Source organism: Rhizorhabdus sp. P4_G6 (assembly GCF_056401045.1).
In genome coordinates this window covers 17,168-32,347 of the sequence record NZ_JBFUKC010000008.1, presented here as the reverse complement: position 1 = coordinate 32,347, position 15,180 = coordinate 17,168, and the positions used below count along the sequence as shown (strand labels likewise).

The 15,180-nt window shown below is 63.6% G+C and carries 14 protein-coding genes and 1 other RNA gene; 13 read left to right on the top strand and 2 right to left on the bottom strand.

Going from position 1 to position 15,180, the window contains the following annotated elements:
- Positions 1 to 42: 42 nt before the first annotated feature.
- Both AC1DPF_RS10365 and cysK read left to right on the top strand, forming a co-directional pair.
- Positions 43 to 1,329 (top strand): MFS transporter, encoded by a 1,287-nt coding sequence (locus AC1DPF_RS10365; RefSeq protein WP_477867429.1) that lies wholly within the window; start codon positions 43 to 45, stop codon positions 1,327 to 1,329.
- Positions 1,326 to 2,243 carry a cysteine synthase A gene (cysK, locus tag AC1DPF_RS10360; protein WP_477961128.1) on the top strand — a complete coding sequence of 306 codons (918 nt, stop codon included), beginning with the start codon at positions 1,326 to 1,328 and terminating at the stop codon, positions 2,241 to 2,243. The genes AC1DPF_RS10365 and cysK overlap by 4 nt, the downstream gene beginning before the upstream one ends.
- Positions 2,244 to 2,321: 78 nt before the next feature.
- On the opposite strand, the gene rpoH is transcribed toward cysK, so the two are convergent.
- Both rpoH and AC1DPF_RS10350 read right to left on the bottom strand, forming a co-directional pair.
- A complete protein-coding gene (rpoH, locus tag AC1DPF_RS10355) occupies positions 2,322 to 3,227 on the bottom strand; it encodes an RNA polymerase sigma factor RpoH (protein ID WP_340315296.1) in 906 nt (301 codons plus the stop codon).
- A 108-nt stretch (positions 3,228 to 3,335) separates the two neighbouring features.
- On the bottom strand, positions 3,336 to 4,301 hold the full coding sequence (locus AC1DPF_RS10350) for an RluA family pseudouridine synthase (protein WP_477867425.1): 966 nt from the start codon (positions 4,299 to 4,301) through the stop codon (positions 3,336 to 3,338).
- A 17-nt stretch (positions 4,302 to 4,318) separates the two neighbouring features.
- Here AC1DPF_RS10350 and AC1DPF_RS10345 point away from each other — a divergent pair, with 17 nt between their 5' ends.
- The 11 genes from AC1DPF_RS10345 (at position 4,319) to msrA (ending at position 15,178) form a co-directional block, all read left to right on the top strand.
- Positions 4,319 to 4,714, top strand: coding sequence for a M67 family metallopeptidase (locus AC1DPF_RS10345; protein WP_477961126.1), 396 nt, complete (start codon positions 4,319 to 4,321; stop codon positions 4,712 to 4,714).
- Between the two features lie 82 nt (positions 4,715 to 4,796).
- The gene (locus AC1DPF_RS10340) at positions 4,797 to 5,426 is read left to right on the top strand and encodes a histidine phosphotransferase family protein (RefSeq protein ID WP_477961124.1); all 630 of its coding nucleotides are present in this window, start codon (positions 4,797 to 4,799) and stop codon (positions 5,424 to 5,426) included.
- A gap of 206 nt (positions 5,427 to 5,632) precedes the next feature.
- A complete protein-coding gene (locus AC1DPF_RS10335; RefSeq protein WP_477961122.1) occupies positions 5,633 to 8,044 on the top strand; it encodes a beta strand repeat-containing protein in 2,412 nt (803 codons plus the stop codon).
- A 95-nt stretch (positions 8,045 to 8,139) separates the two neighbouring features.
- Positions 8,140 to 10,500: a chemotaxis protein CheA gene (locus AC1DPF_RS10330; protein WP_477867417.1), complete on the top strand. Its 2,361-nt coding sequence runs from the start codon at positions 8,140 to 8,142 to the stop codon at positions 10,498 to 10,500.
- Complete coding sequence (locus AC1DPF_RS10325; RefSeq protein ID WP_477867415.1) at positions 10,497 to 10,934, top strand: chemotaxis protein CheW; 438 nt, start codon at positions 10,497 to 10,499, stop codon at positions 10,932 to 10,934. Before AC1DPF_RS10330 ends, AC1DPF_RS10325 begins: the two co-directional genes overlap by 4 nt.
- Positions 10,935 to 11,008: 74 nt before the next feature.
- On the top strand, positions 11,009 to 11,377 hold the full coding sequence (locus tag AC1DPF_RS10320; RefSeq protein ID WP_477867413.1) for a response regulator: 369 nt from the start codon (positions 11,009 to 11,011) through the stop codon (positions 11,375 to 11,377).
- A gap of 3 nt (positions 11,378 to 11,380) precedes the next feature.
- Positions 11,381 to 12,523 carry a chemotaxis-specific protein-glutamate methyltransferase CheB gene (cheB, locus tag AC1DPF_RS10315; protein WP_477961120.1) on the top strand — a complete coding sequence of 381 codons (1,143 nt, stop codon included), beginning with the start codon at positions 11,381 to 11,383 and terminating at the stop codon, positions 12,521 to 12,523.
- Positions 12,514 to 13,359 carry a CheR family methyltransferase gene (locus AC1DPF_RS10310; protein WP_477961118.1) on the top strand — a complete coding sequence of 282 codons (846 nt, stop codon included), beginning with the start codon at positions 12,514 to 12,516 and terminating at the stop codon, positions 13,357 to 13,359. The genes cheB and AC1DPF_RS10310 overlap by 10 nt, the downstream gene beginning before the upstream one ends.
- Before the next feature lie 39 nt (positions 13,360 to 13,398).
- Positions 13,399 to 14,115 carry an N-acetylmuramoyl-L-alanine amidase gene (locus tag AC1DPF_RS10305; protein ID WP_477867407.1) on the top strand — a complete coding sequence of 239 codons (717 nt, stop codon included), beginning with the start codon at positions 13,399 to 13,401 and terminating at the stop codon, positions 14,113 to 14,115.
- 10 nt (positions 14,116 to 14,125) lie between these two features.
- Positions 14,126 to 14,505: RNase P RNA component class A (gene rnpB / locus AC1DPF_RS10300), an RNA gene on the top strand.
- 127 nt (positions 14,506 to 14,632) lie between these two features.
- On the top strand, positions 14,633 to 15,178 hold the full coding sequence (gene msrA, locus AC1DPF_RS10295; protein ID WP_477867405.1) for a peptide-methionine (S)-S-oxide reductase MsrA: 546 nt from the start codon (positions 14,633 to 14,635) through the stop codon (positions 15,176 to 15,178).
- The last annotated feature ends 2 nt before the right edge of the window (positions 15,179 to 15,180 follow it).

The following is a 15,180-nucleotide window of genomic DNA, read 5'->3' as shown; positions in this document are numbered from 1 at the left end:
GGGTGGTTGCCCGGTCGATCAGCAAGCGCCTAGAGGAGCGGCATGACGTTGCGCGGTCCCTTATCAATTTCGGCCTACAGGCATTATTGGGGGGCGCGTTTGTGCTCGACGATGGCGCTCAACGCGATGGGCGTGGTCATCGGCTGGCAAGTCTATGACGTCGCTCGCCGCACCATGGGGCCGCGCGAGGCGGCGGTGCAGCTGGGGCTGGTCGGCCTCGCGCAGTTTCTGCCGCTCATGCTGCTGACCCTGGTCAGCGGCTGGACCGCCGACCGCATCGATCGTCGATGGATCGCCCGTTCGACGACGGTGCTGGAGCTGCTTTGCGGAGCCGCGCTCGGCCTGGTGACCTGGTACGATGCGGTGACCTTGCCGGCGCTGTTCGCCGTGGCGGCGCTGCTCGGCGTCGGGCGTGCTTTTGCAGGCCCGGCGCTGCAGGCCCTGTCCCCCAATCTCGTTCCGAAGCAGCTTTTGCCGGCGGCGATTGCGACTAGCTCGATAGCTTGGCAGGTCGGCGCAATCGCAGGCCCGCCGCTGGGCGGCTATCTCTATGCGATATATCCGCCGCTCGCCTATGCGGCAGGCACGCTGCTGCTTGCCGTGTCATCGATAATGCTGATGCTGATCGGGCCGGTGCCCCGCACGTCGCTCGACGGCCGACAGAATCCATGGGGGCAGATGATCGAGGGATTCAGTTATCTGCGGCGCAATCGCCTGGTGCTCGGCGCGATATCGCTCGACCTGGTCGCCGTCCTGCTAGGCGGCGCGACCGCGATGCTGCCGATCTATGCACGCGACATATTGCACATCGGCTCATCCGGGCTAGGCCATCTGCGTGCCGCGCCTGCGGCCGGGGCGGCAATCGTCGCGATCTGGCTGAGCCGCCGACCGCTGCGCCACAATGTCGGGGTCAAGCTTCTCGTGGCGGTCGCCATCTTCGGCATCGGCACCATCGGCTTCGGGCTATCCTATCGGGTGCCCGATCCAGAGGCATTTGCACTGCTATGCCTGGCATTGCTGGGCGCTGCGGACATGGTGTCGGTATATGTCCGCCAGTCGCTGGTCCAGCTCTACACGCCGGACGCGATGCGTGGACGGGTCGGTGCGGTGTCCGTATTGTTCATCTCGGGTTCGAACGAACTCGGTGAGGTGGAATCGGGTTTTCTAGCCTCAGTTATCGGCCCGGTTGCAGCGGTGGTGGCCGGCGGCGTCGGCACCATAGCCATAGCAGCCTTGTGGGCAAAACTATTCCCGGAGATACTGCGCGCGCGGACGCTCGATCCGCCTGCGTCGTTCGAGGATGTGCGAGTTCAGGAGAAAGCAGCATGACCAGTTTTGCATCGATACTGGAGACGATCGGCAACACGCCGCATGTTCGTGTAAACCGCCTGTTCGGTGACGCCGAGGTGTGGATCAAGTCCGAGCGCAGCAATCCGGGCGGCTCGATCAAGGACCGTATCGCACTCGCCATGATCGAGGACGCCGAAAAGGCCGGCAAGCTCAAGCCGGGCGGCACGATCATCGAACCGACCAGCGGCAACACCGGCATCGGCTTGGCTCTCGTTGCGGCGGTCAAGGGTTACAAGCTCGTGCTGGTAATGCCCGATAGCATGTCGGTCGAGCGGCGCCGGCTGATGCTGGCCTATGGCGCGAGCTTCGATCTCACGCCTCGCGAGAAGGGCATGAAGGGAGCGATCGAGCGTGCGCTTGAGCTGCAGGCGCAGACGCCGGGAGCGTGGATCCCCCAGCAGTTCGAGAATCCCGCCAATATCGATGTGCATGTCCGCATGACTGCAGAGGAGATATTCGCGGACTTCAAGGACGCGCCGATCGACATCCTGATAACGGGTGTCGGCACCGGCGGCCATATCACCGGCTGCGCGCAGGTGCTCAAGCCACGCTGGCCGGGGCTGAAGGTGTTCGCGGTGGAGCCCACCCTGTCTCCGGTGATTTCGGGCGGCCAACCCGGGCCACACCCGATCCAGGGGATTGGCGCCGGCTTTGTGCCCGCAAATCTGCACACCCAGCTGCTCGATGGTGTGATCCAGGTCGATCCGRCTGACGCCAAGGAATATGCGCGCCGGTCGGCGCGTGAAGAGGGGATGCTGGTCGGCATCAGCTCTGGCGCGACGCTGGCGGCGATCGCCCAGAAGTTGAAAGAAGCACCGGGTTCGCGCGTGCTGGGCTTCAACTACGACACGGGTGAGCGCTATCTGTCGGTGCCGGATTTCCTGCCGGAATGATCGAAGCGCGCGTCATGCTCAATATGTTTCAGCATGACGCGAAAAGAAAAGGCGCCCCGTTTTCGGAGCGCCTTCTTGTTACATTGCGGGCAGCAAGCGCTTCTCGCCGGCGATGCGCATCATCGCTTTCTGCAGCTTGTCAAAGGCACGGACCTCGATCTGGCGAACCCGCTCCCGGCTGACGCCATAGACCTGGCTGAGCTCCTCGAGTGTCTTGGGCTCATCCACCAGCCGGCGCTCGACCAAGATGTGCTTCTCGCGGTCGTTCAGCGCGGCAAGCGCCTCGTTGAGCATGTTGTGGCGCACGCTCTTCTCTTCCGCGTCGGCGATCCGTTCGTCCTGCAACGGGCCCTGGTCGACCAGCGCATCCTGCCATTCGCCTTCGCCGTCTTCGCGCATCGACATGTTCAGCGACGCGTCGCCGCCCATCGACATGCGCCGGTTCATGTTCGTGACCTCTTCCTCGGACACGCCGAGATCGGTCGCGATCTTGCGAAGATCCTCGGGCTTGAGATCCCCGTCCTCGAAAGCGTCGAGCTTGGATTTCATCCGCCGCAGGTTGAAGAACAGCTTCTTCTGCGCGGCGGTCGTGCCCATCTTCACCAGGCTCCACGACCGCAGGATATACTCCTGGATCGACGCCTTGATCCACCACATCGCATAGGTGGCCAGGCGAAAGCCGCGATCGGGCTCGAATTTCTTCACGCCCTGCATCAGGCCGATATTGCCCTCGGAGATCAGTTCGCTCGCCGGCAGGCCATAGCCGCGATAACCCATCGCAATCTTCGCCACCAGGCGCAGATGCGAGGTCACGAGCTGCGTCGCCGCTTCGGGATCGCCATGCTCCTGAAAGCGCTTGGCGAGCATATATTCCTCTTCCGGCTTCAGCAGCGGAAACTTCCGGATCTCGGCCAGGTAGCGGTTGAGGCTCTGCTCCCCGCCAAGTGCGGGGATCGTGGCGGGCACGTTCTTTCCGCTTGCCATGATCATATTACTCCCCATCTAGATGCCCAACGGGACCATCCGCATAATTGCCAATGCGGTACGGCTAGCGATCCAGGCTCGAATCATCCTCGTACCGATCTGTAACATCTATATCATGTTCTTTTTCAGTTCGCTGAACAAATCGAGCATATCCCGCGGAATTTCGCTATCGAAACATAAAGCCGCGCTTGTTACCGGATGAATGAACCCCAGACGCGCAGCGTGGAGCGCCTGCCGCTTGAAATTCAAACGGTTGAGGAGCTCCCGGTGTTCCGGCCGGGATCGGCCATAGACCGGGTCGCCGAGCAATGGATGGCCGATTGACGCCATATGGACGCGGACCTGGTGGGTGCGCCCGGTCTCGAGTCGGCATTCGACCAGTGCGGAAGCCTTCAGCCTTTCCACGGTCTTGAAGTGTGTCACCGCGCGCTTGCCGCGCCCGTCCTCGACGACGGCAATCTTCTTGCGGTTGGCAGACGATCTCGCCAGCGGTGCGTCAATGGTGCCTTCGCCGGGCCGGGGGATTCCCGCGACGATCGCCTTATATCTGCGATCGATGCTATGCTTGGCGAATTGCGCCGCGAGGCCGACATGAGCGGGGTCGGTCTTTGCCGCGACCATCAGCCCCGACGTGTCCTTGTCGATCCGGTGGACGATGCCGGGCCGTTCGACACCACCGATTCCGGACAGGCTTCCCCGGCAATGATGGAGCAATGCATTGACAAGCGTCTTGTCGTAATTACCGGCGGCAGGATGAACGACCAGTCCGGCCGGCTTGTCGATCACGATCAGATGCTCGTCCTCATAGGCGATGACGAGCGGAATATCCTGCGCTTCGTTATGCGCGGGCGCGGGATCCGGAACCGTCACGGCGAACGTCGCACCCTCGGCGACTTTCATCGCAGGGTCGCGGGCGAGCAGCCCATCGGCAGCTGCCACCTGACCCGATGAGACCAGCGCCTTGAGCCGTTCGCGAGACAGGGTCGGCAGGGCCGCGGCCAATGCGCGGTCGAGCCGCCAGCCTGTGGCATTGTGAGGCACGATTGCCTGCAATATCGATTTCCCCCCGGCCATCCTGTAGCGATGTGGCGATGCGCCTGACGATATCAAGCCCGTTTATAGCGGAAATGCTCAAAGCTGCGGCGGCCAGCCCGGAGGCGGAGATTTGCGGCCTGCTCCTGGGGCGCGACGATGTCGTGGAGGCGGTCCTGCCTTGCACCAATGTCGCAGGGGATCCACGCGACAGCTTCGAGATAGATCCGGCTGCCCTGATATCGGCGCATCGCGCCGCTCGGGCCGGAGGCGCGACGCTGATCGGCCATTATCATTCGCATCCGCACGGCGCCGCCACACCGTCGGCACGCGATTCCGCCGCCGCCGAGCCTGGAAGCTACTGGATCATCATCGCCGGCACCGATCTGCGCTGCTGGCGCGCCTCCCACGGCGGACGCTTCGATCCCGTCGCGATTGCCGCACCTGACGGCTAGCTGCTCCATAATCGTCGATTGCGAAACCGCGCCGCCCTTGCCAAAAGACGCGACCCGTTTCGCGCACTGAGGAAATAGCCCCATGGTCAACCGCTCGGCCGAGTTTGCGAGCCTGCTATGCTCGCGTCTGTGCCACGATCTGTTGTCCCCGGTCGGCGCGCTGAACAACGGCCTTGAACTCCTGGCCGACGAGACCGACCCGGAGATGCGGGCGCGCTGCATGGAATTGCTGGCTGAAAGCGCGACCGCCTCCGCCAACAAGCTCAAATTCTTCCGGCTTGCCTTCGGCGCAGCAGGCGGCTTCGGGGAACTGGTGGATACGCGCGAAGCACGCGCTGCCGTCGAGGGCTTGCATGGCAATGGCAAGGTGAAGCTCGGCTGGATGGTAGAGGCGAATGCGCTGCCGAAGGGCGCGATAAAGGTGCTGCTCAACCTGGCCCTGATTGCCGGCGATGCGCTGGTCCGCGGCGGCCAACTCGATGTCGCCGCTGAGGGTGGCGAGATCGTTATCCGCGCGGAGGGCCCGCGCCTCGTGCTGGATCCCGAACTGCGCAATGCGCTGCTGGGTGAAGTCGACCCCGATATGCTGAGTCCTCGTGCTGCGGCGTCATGGCTCGTCCATCTCCTGGTGAGCGATCAGGGCGGCACGGTGCAGGTTTCGCAACCCGAGGACGGAGTGCTGATGATCGGTGCCAACCTGCCCAACGCTTAAGCGCGGGCAAGCCTTTACTCCTACATTTGCCTCAGCCGGATTCGCGGCTTTTGCACCGATTCAGCACAGCGCGGCACCCTTTTGCGTTTTAACGCCTTGACGGGGGCGGAACAAATCTACGACGGCGATCTTCGGATTCGTTTGGGGGCGTATCCGACGAACTCTATGAGCCGGAAAAAACGGCTGACAAATTCCAGGGGAAATGAATGTCGACGCTTTCGGGCACCGGTGGCGATAATTCACTTGCCGGCGGAAACAACGCGGACTCGCTGACCGGGTTCGGCGGCGACGACACCCTCGCCGGCAATGGCGGCAATGACACGATCAGCGGCGGCGACGGCAATGACCTGCTCGATGGCGGCAGCGGCAACGATCGGCTCGTCGGCGGGCGCGGCAACGATATCTATGTCGTCGATACCATCGAAGATGTCGTGGTGGAGCTTGCCTCGGCTGGGACCGATACGATCCGGACTTCGCTGACGTCGTACAGCCTCGCCGGTCTGGAGAATATCGAACGGCTTGCCTTTACCGGCTCGGTTGGCGCCAGCGGCATAGGCAACGCAGGAGACAACATTCTGACCGGGGGTACCGGCGGCGACACGCTCGACGGTGGGGCAGGCACCGACACGCTCCGCGGCGGCGATGGTGATGACCTTCTCGTTCAGATTGGCGATTCGACAGGGGTCGAGCGTTTTGAAGGTGGCTCGGGCGCTGACACCCTCCGTATCTCCAACTCCGTTGTGACCGAAACCGAAAACGGTCCGAAATATTTCGTCAACCTGAGCGGAAGCGTACTTCTGTCGGTCGAGAAGCTTGCGTTCCGTTCCGCCGCGCAGACCGAGTTCCTGCTGACGGTCAACCTGGAGCAGCTTTCCGACGTCACCACATTGGCCGGCGGTGCCGGATTCGACCGATTGATCGTCAATGCCGGAAAAAGCGGAACCTACCAGTTGCCGAGCCTGGCTCTCACCAGCTGGTCGGCGGACGACCTTGTCTACCTGGTGGGCGAACGCGCCGTCGATTACACGCTGAAGGCGTCGGCCAGCCACGCCGGTACGCAGATCCTCACCGGCAATCGCGGCAACGACGTTCTGGAGGGGGGAGCCGGGAACGAGATCATGGTCGGCGGTGGCGGTAACGATACGCTGATCGGCGGTGCAGGCGGGGACCGGATGATCGGCGGCGGCGGAGACGACCTCTATGTGCTCAACACAGCAGGCGGGCAGGTGGTCGAAGATGCTGGCGGTGGCACCGATATGGTCCAGACCACTCGATCCAGCTTCAGTCTCGCCAAGCTCACCAATATCGAGGCCCTTGCCTATACGGGCAGCGGGGCGGCGAGCCTCATCGGCAATGTGCTGGATAACATGCTGACGGGCGGAAACGGAGCCGACACATTGGACGGCGGTGCGGGAAACGATCGATTGAGCGGAGAGGGCGGCGACGATGTTTATATCATCGACGGCTCCGGCGATGTTATCGTTGAACAAGCTGCCGCTGGAACCGATACGATCCGCACAGCCCTGAATAGCTTCAGCCTCGCCGACATCGCCAATGTCGAGAATGTCGTCTTCACCGGCACGGGTGGCGTCAATCTGATAGGAAATGCCGCGAGCAATGTCCTGACCGGTGGAGCGGGCGCTGACACGCTGGATGGCAGCGGGGGTTTCGATCGCCTGGTTGGCGGCGGCGGCGACGATGTTTACCTCGTTGACGCAAGCGGCGATGTCGTGGTCGAGGCGGCTTCGGCGGGCATCGATACGGTTCGCACCATATTGCCGAGCTACAGCGTGGCGGATCTGTCCAACGTCGAGAATATCGTCTTCACGGGCACGGGTGCAGCCAACCTGACCGGCAACGCGGCGAATAACCAGCTGGTCGGCGCAGCCGGTCCGAACACGCTGGCTGGTGGCGGCGGCGATGACACGCTGGCTGGTGGCGCCAGCGATGACACGCTGGACGGCGGCGAGGGAGCCGACCAGCTTAGCGGCGGAGCCGGGAACGACCTGTACATCGTCAACGGCCCTGGCGATCTGGTGGTGGAGGACATCTCGGGCGGCAGCGATACTATCCAGACGGCCATGACAAGCTTCAGCCTGGCCACTGTGCCCAACGTCGAAAATCTCCGTTATAGCGGTTCTGGCGATGCTTCGCTGACCGGCAATGCCGGCGCCAATATATTGATGGGTGGGGCGGGCGACGACCGATTGATTGGCGGCGGCGGACGCGACACCCTCACCGGCAACGCCGGTGCCGACCGCTTCGTGTTCGCGCGCGGCGATGCCGCCTATGCCACGCCTGGTTATGTATCCGACATCATCACGGATTATCAGGATGGCAGCGACAGCTTCTCGCTAGTGGGCGGGATTGGTAGGGGGACCGGTCATGTCCTCCATGCCGGGCAGGGGCTGATACTCGGCTCGATGGCTGCCGCGTTCGGCTATGCTCAGGCCCTTCTTAACGCTCACGACGCGGCGCGAGATGTCGCCGTACTCAGCGTTGGAACCGATAGCTACCTATTCTACAACGATGCGGGCGGGGCGACGATCAACTCGATCATCAAGCTCGCTGGCGTTGCCGATGCGTCGATGATCGACGGCAGCGATTTCGGAAGCTGAATACTCGCCCGGCAGCGTAGGGTTCAGCGTCGTAAACCCGCTTTTAACCAAAACAATGCCATCACTCTTCCCGATACTGGTTCAGGAAGGGTGAGATGGACGATCTGCTCGGCGATTTCGTCGCGGAAACCCGCGAGACGCTCGAAGCGCTGGGCGGTGAAATCGTTGCGTGGGAAGCCGCGCCCGACGACCGCTCGCGGCTCGACGCGATCTTTCGCTTCGTCCACACGGTAAAGGGAAGTTGCGGCTTTCTCGATCTGCCGCGGCTCGAAAAGCTCAGTCATGCCGCAGAGGATGTGCTGGCTGACGTTCGTGCGGACCGGCGCCGTCCCGATCCCAAGCTCGTCAGCGCCGTGCTTGCGGTGATCGACCGGATCGCCGAACTTGCCGACGCTATCGAGACCGGCCATGTGGTCGCCGAAGGCGACGATCACCTGCTTGTCGCCGCGCTTCAGCCCGGTGCGGTCGATCCTGAGCCGGAGACGGCGATGCCCGCCGAGATGACGACAGCGAACGCCGCATTGACGCCGCGCACCGTTTCGCGCACGATCCGGCTTCCGGTCGACCTGCTCGACCGCATGATGGCCGGCGTTTCGGACATGGTGCTCGCTCGCAACGAACTCGCCCGGCGGCTTCGCGACGATGGCACCGAATCGACTACCGAAGTCGCTTTCGAACGGTTGTCGCTGTGCATCGCGGAGATGCGCGATGCCATCACCCGAACCCGAATGGCGCGGGTCGAGCACCTCTTCACGGCGTTGCCGCGGATGGTGCGCGATATCTCCACCGAGTTGAACAAGCATGTTCATCTCGAGATAGATGGCGGTGATGTCGAACTCGATCGGGAAATGATCGAGATGATCCGCGATCCGCTGACCCACATAGTGCGCAACGCGATCGATCACGGCATCGAACCGCCTGAAGCCCGTATACTGGCAGGCAAACCGATGGCAGGTCGGCTCCATGTCAGCGCCCGGCAGGTCGGCAACCAGATTCTCATCGAAGTCATCGATGACGGCCGCGGCATCGATGCCGACCGTCTCGTCCAGAAGGCGATCGCGGTCGGGATCATCAGCCAGGAGCGCGCTGCAACGCTCAACTGGGATCGCAAGCTCGAACTGATCTTCGAACCAGGCTTGTCCACGGCGCAGCAGGTCACGGCGATCTCGGGCCGCGGTGTCGGCATGGATGTCGTGCGCGCCAACGTCGAGCGAATCGGCGGTCTCGTCGATATCGACAGCCGGCCCGGAAACGGCCTGCGCCTTACCCTGCGAGTGCCGCTCACGCTTACCATCATCCCGGCGCTCACCATCAGCAGCGGCGGCCAGCATTTCGCCATTCCACGCTCGGCCATCGACGAGATCGTCCGGATCGGCGGCGACGCAGTGAAGATGAGTCAGCTTGGCGGTGCCGATATCGTGTTCATCCGCGGCACGCGTTTACCGGTCGTATCGCTGGGCGATGTGCTCGGCTTCACCGACAAGGCGCGGCAGACCAATCTCGTCGTGCTCAAGCTGTCCGGCGGGGCGCGCTATGCGCTCGCCGTCGAGGCGGTCCATGATCATGAGGAGCTGGTGGTAAAGCCGGCAGCGCCCGTCGTCATGGCGTGCGGTATCTATGGCGGCACCACCTTGCCTGACAACAGCCGGCCGATGCTGCTCCTCGACGTAGCGGGGGTTGCCGAAAAGGCCGGCATCCGACGGGAGGACAAGGGCAGCGCCGAAGCCGTCACCGAGCACGTCGAAGAGGTGCAGCACGAAGAAGGCGCTGTGCCGGTGCTGCTGTTCCGGGATCTCGACGGCATCGAACGCGGCGTGCCCCTCGGACTGGTCGAGCGCATCGAGGATTGCTTCGCGTCTTCGATCAGCAAGACTGCGGGCCGTGCCCGGCTCAACATCGACGGCCGGTTGGTGCCGCTCGTTTCCTGCGGCGCGGCGATTTCCGAGTCGAAGGTCCGCGTGCTCAGGATGCATGACGGCAACGAGGAGCTCGCTTATGCGATCGACAGCGTAATCGACATCGTGCCGGTCGCGATCGATTTGCAGCGCAACACCGTCCCGGGCCCGGTTTCCGGCGTCATGCTGGTCGAAGAACGGCCGATCGAGTTCATCGACGCTTTCTGGCTGTTCGCGCAAGGCGCGGGTGGTGATGCGAAGCCTGCCCACCGTCCGGTCTGCCTGCTCGCTGACGACGACCCGTGGACGCGGCAGGTGCTGGCGCCGCTGGTCGAAGGGGCGGGTTACAGCGTCGTCTATTCCGACGACGAGGGAGCCGCAGCGGCAGATCTCGTTATCGTGCCCGACGGCGCAGCGCTCGACAGCACCGGCACCTGCAGCATCCTGCGCTTACGCCCGACGGCCGAGGAACGCGGTGCGTCGCCCGACAGCCTGTGGCGATACGACCGGCCCGGTCTCACCGCCGAGCTGCGGCGGCATTGGAGCAAGCGAAACGCATGATGATGAACGATCTCTATCTCATCGTCGAAGTCGCCGGCCAGCGCGCCGCGCTTCCGGCTTCCTTCGTGGAATCGGTGGTCGAGGTCGAGGATATCGCCCCGGTTCCCTGCGCGCCGCCGCACGTGTTCGGCCTGTTCGCCTTGCGCAGCCGCGTGTTGACCGTGATCGACACCATCGCCGCGCTCGGCGGCAATCGCAGCACGGCCGGAGAGAAGCAGGCGGTAATCGTTACCGTGGACGGGCATCTGTACGGACTGCTCGTCGACAATGTCGATGACGTCGTGGCAATCGAAGGTGCGCCGGCCGAGCCGCGGGCGCTGCTTTCGCCAGGTTGGGTGCAGTTTTCCCGGGGCGTGCTCGAATATCAGGGCCAGCCTTTGTTGTTGATCGACGTTCCCGCGATGGTTGCCGGCCCAGTCCATCTTGCGGCGTGAAACCGGCATTAACGCCGCGCTTACAAGTTCCTCGCTATAGTGCTCGCACTGCATAGCCAAGACGGAAGATCGTGATGAAGACCTGCCTGGTGGTTGATGATTCCAAGGTGATCCGCAAGGTCGCCCGTCACATATTGGAAGCCTTGCATTTCAACGTCGAGGAAGCTGGCGACGGGCGCGAGGCCCTCGACCGCTGCAACGCCGGCAACCTGCCAGATGTCATCCTGCTCGACTGGAACATGCCGGTGATGAGCGGCATGGAGTTCCTGAGGTCGCTGGGCGATGCGGCGATCTCCAATCGCCCCAAGGTGGTGTTCTGCACGACCGAGAACGACGTCGCACATATTCGCGCCGCGATCGATGCGGGGGCAGACGAATATATGATGAAGCCTTTCGATCGCGAGACGCTGGAAAGCAAGCTGCAGCTCGTCGGCGTCGCCTGAGTCATGGCGCAGGCGGGCCTCAATGGCCGCGTCAGATATAGGAGTGCGGATGGCAGCCGATCGGCGGTCAGGCCCATTCGTGTGCTGTTGGTCGACGACTCGCTCGTCGCCCGCACCGTGCTGGCGCGGCTGCTCGAGGCCCGTCCCGAGTTCGAGATAGCAGGCGCTGCGCCCACCGCTGACCAGGGCATCGTCTTTCTCGCAGGTCACCAGATCGACATCGTCGTCCTCGATGTCGAGATGCCGGGCAAGGACGGCCTTACTGCCCTTCCCGAGATCCTTGCCGCCAGTCATGGCGCGCGGGTGCTGATCGTATCGTCCGCAGCCGAGGCAGGCGCTTCGGCGACCGTGCGGGCGCTGACCCTGGGCGCCGCGGATACTCTGCTCAAGCCGACGGCGGGGAACTTCGCCGGCGAGTTCTCGCACAAGTTCATCGAGGCGCTGTTGCGGATCGGCCACGCCCGCCATCTCCCCGAAAAGCTGGAAAGCAAGGCACGCGACGCAGCGCCGCGGGCTATCGCGCCGGTGCCGATGATATCGTTGCGACCGACCAGGAGCGGAAAGATATCCTGCCTCGCCATCGGCGCGTCCACGGGCGGGCTACACGCGCTGTCGGCTTTTCTTCGGCAGCTGTCGCCGAGCTTCGATGCGCCGATTCTGATCRCCCAGCACCTGCCGCCACCCTTCATGCCCTATTTTGCGGCGCAGCTTCGCGATATCGCCGGGCGGCCTGCATCTGTGGCTGCCGACGGGATGGCGTTAAGGCCCGGTGAGATGTTCATCGCGCCGGGGGAGGGGCATATCCGCCTGGCTCGCAAGGGTAGCCGCATCGTGATCCGCATCGATGCCACCACGGCGCCCAGCCGCTGCATGCCGTCGGTCGATCCGATGTTCGAGGCGGTGGCCGAGGTCTATGGCACCGAAGGAGTCGGCGTCGTCCTCACCGGCATGGGACGGGACGGCACGATCGGCGCAGAGGCGATGGTGCGCTGCGGCGCGGAAATTCTGGCCCAGGATGCGGCTACGTCGGTGGTCTGGGGTATGCCGGGCTCGGTCGCGCAGGCAGGGCTTGCCTCGATGGTGATGGCGCCGGAGGGTCTCGCGCGCCATGTCTGTAACCGGGTGGCAGGCCCGGCGTGGAAGTAAGCTCCCGCGCCGGCCTCGTCATAGCTCGCCTGTTCGAGAAGGCGACCGGGCAATTGTTGTCACAGGATCGCTTCTGGCGAATTGAAACAACCCTTTCCCCCCTTTGCCGCGCGCGCGGGATCGAAAGCTTCGATCATCTGGCTTCCGCACTGGAGCGCTCTGCCGATCCCGAACTGTCGCTCGACATCATCGACGCGCTTCTCAACAACGAGACGAGCTTTTTCCGCGATACCGCTGTGTTCAAGCTGATCGGCGAGGAGGTCCTGTCCCGGCTGACTGCAACGCGGCAGCGTGACAAGCGGTTGCGCATCTGGTCGGCGGCCTGCTCGACCGGGCAGGAGGCATATTCGCTGGCGATGCTCTTCGCTGAACAGGGCGAGCGTTGGAATGGGTGGAAGATCGAGATACTGGGGAGCGACATCTCCCGTTCGGCAGTTGGCCGCGCGCGGGCGGGCCTCTACACGCAATTCGAGGTGCAGCGCGGGCTGCCGATCCGTCATCTGGTGAATTGGTTCGATCCGGTGCTGGATGAGGGCTGGCGCGCCAAGCCCCAGCTGGCATCGCTGGTCACCTTCACGCGGCATAATCTGCTCGGGCCACCGCCTGCCGGTGGGCGCTTCGACCTCATCCTGTGCCGAAATGCGCTGCTCTACTTTTCACCCGAGCGTCGCCACCAGATGCTCGAAGGTCTGGCACTCGCCATCGCGGGTGACGGCGTGCTTCTGCTCGGCGCGGGAGAAACCACGCTTGGCAGCTCCAACCGGTTCATAAGCGACCCGGTGTTGCAGGCGGTTTATCGCCCCGCCGGCTACGCCGCCGTCGCAAACGCCGCCTGACGCGTTGCTAGCCCTCCAATGCGGGGGTAAGGCACGGTCATGAGCGAGATGATCGATTGCCCGTCGCCGAATTATGACGAGCGCGCATTGCCGGTCTCGATGCTCGTGCTGCATTATACCGGCATGGAGGACGCGGCGTCCGCGATCGCGCGGCTGACCGATGCCGATGCCAAGGTTTCCAGCCATTATCTTGTGGCCGAGGACGGTCAGATCGTTCGGTTGGTGCCGGAGGAACGCCGCGCCTGGCATGCGGGCAGATCATTCTGGCGCGGGATCACCGACGTTAATTCAGCCAGCATCGGTATTGAGATCGTCAACCCCGGGCACGAGCTTGGCTATCGGCCGTTCCCCAGGGCGCAGATGGATGCACTGGTGCCGCTGATCGCCGACGTCACAAAGCGCCATGGCATAGCGCCGGCCAATGTCGTCGGTCATTCGGACGTCGCGCCCCAGCGCAAGCAGGACCCCGGCGAACTGTTCGACTGGGAACTGCTCGGCAAGCTCGGGTTGGCCATCAAGCGGCCGCGGCACGGGCTGCAGGATCCGCATTGGACTCCAGGTGGCTTCCTGCTCGCGCTCGAACGCTTCGGCTATGACGTCAGCGACGGCCCTGCGGCGGTCACCGCCTTCCAGCGCCGGTTCCGCCCCGAGACTATCGACGGCATCGCGGATGGCGAGACGCGCGGTATCCTGCTGAGGTTGCTGCTCCACCGCGAGGGCGACGCGCTGCTTGAGCCCAGCGGCAAAACGCCCTAACAGCGTCCCACCAGAGGGCCAGGCGATCGCTGCGCACCGTTTATGCGGCGCGGGGAGGAAAGTCCGGGCTCCAAGGAGTAACGGTGCCGGGTAACGCCCGGCGGGGGCGACCCCAGGGACAGTGCCACAGAAAGCAGACCGCCCGGCGGACTCTTCGGAGTTCCGGGCAAGGTCGAAAGGGTGCGGCAAGAGCGCACCGCGGACCCGGCAACGGGAACGGCATGGTAAACCCCACCGGGAGCAAGATCGAATAGGGACGGCATATGGGCTACTCCGCCCGGTCGTCCGGGTTGATTGCTGGAGGCCGGGTGCGAGCCCGGTCCTAGAGGAATGATCGCCCATCCAGCGCGAGCTGGTGGACAGAACCCGGCTTATCGGCCCTCTGGCTTTGACCTTCCATTGCATCGCGGAAATGACGACCTATGTTCTTAGAGGTCGTGCTGCCGGCGCAGGCCGGTATCCAGTTGCGCCATCGAGCGCCTGGACCCGACTTCGCTGGGGCCAAGCTGGAGAAAATATGGCTCAGGAAATCGCTACGCTGGCCGGTGGCTGCTTCTGGTGCATCGAAGCGGTATTCGACGATGTGATCGGAGTGAGTTCGGTCGAGAGCGGCTATATTGGCGGGCAAGTCGCTAATCCTACCTATCAGCAGGTGTGCGGCGGACGTACCGGCCATGCCGAGGCAATCCGGGTTGCGTTCGATCCCGAGGTGATCAGCTATGGCGAAATCCTCGATATCTTCTTTCACGTCCACGACCCCACCCAGCTCAATCGGCAGGGCAATGACGTCGGCACACAATATCGATCGGCGATCTTTCCGCATTCGACGGAGCAGGAGGCCGAAGCCGAGGCTGCGATCGAACGGGCCCAGGCCGATTGGCCGCAGCGGATCGTCACCACCATCGAGCCCGACGCGCCCTGGTATGTCGCCGAAGATTATCATCAGGAATATTTTGCTCGCGAGGGAGGGAACAACGGCTATTGCGTGATGGTGGTGGCGCCCAAGCTCGCGAAATTCCGCAAGAGCTATGCTGCGCGCCTCAAGACGAACGCGCCGGCTTGACG

Excerpts from the sequence above, each read along its gene's own strand:
- AC1DPF_RS10365 (WP_477867429.1), top strand. The coding sequence starts at position 43 with ATGACGTTGCGCGGTCCCTTATCAATTTCGGCCTACAGGCATTATTGG.
- rpoH (WP_340315296.1), bottom strand. The coding sequence starts at position 3,227 with ATGGCAAGCGGAAAGAACGTGCCCGCCACGATCCCCGCACTTGGCGGG.
- AC1DPF_RS10350 (WP_477867425.1), bottom strand. The coding sequence starts at position 4,301 with ATGGCCGGGGGGAAATCGATATTGCAGGCAATCGTGCCTCACAATGCC.
- AC1DPF_RS10345 (WP_477961126.1), top strand. The coding sequence starts at position 4,319 with ATGCGCCTGACGATATCAAGCCCGTTTATAGCGGAAATGCTCAAAGCT.
- AC1DPF_RS10340 (WP_477961124.1), top strand. The coding sequence starts at position 4,797 with ATGGTCAACCGCTCGGCCGAGTTTGCGAGCCTGCTATGCTCGCGTCTG.
- AC1DPF_RS10335 (WP_477961122.1), top strand. The coding sequence starts at position 5,633 with ATGTCGACGCTTTCGGGCACCGGTGGCGATAATTCACTTGCCGGCGGA.
- AC1DPF_RS10330 (WP_477867417.1), top strand. The coding sequence starts at position 8,140 with ATGGACGATCTGCTCGGCGATTTCGTCGCGGAAACCCGCGAGACGCTC.
- AC1DPF_RS10325 (WP_477867415.1), top strand. The coding sequence starts at position 10,497 with ATGATGATGAACGATCTCTATCTCATCGTCGAAGTCGCCGGCCAGCGC.
- AC1DPF_RS10320 (WP_477867413.1), top strand. The coding sequence starts at position 11,009 with ATGAAGACCTGCCTGGTGGTTGATGATTCCAAGGTGATCCGCAAGGTC.
- AC1DPF_RS10305 (WP_477867407.1), top strand. The coding sequence starts at position 13,399 with ATGAGCGAGATGATCGATTGCCCGTCGCCGAATTATGACGAGCGCGCA.
- msrA (WP_477867405.1), top strand. The coding sequence starts at position 14,633 with ATGGCTCAGGAAATCGCTACGCTGGCCGGTGGCTGCTTCTGGTGCATC.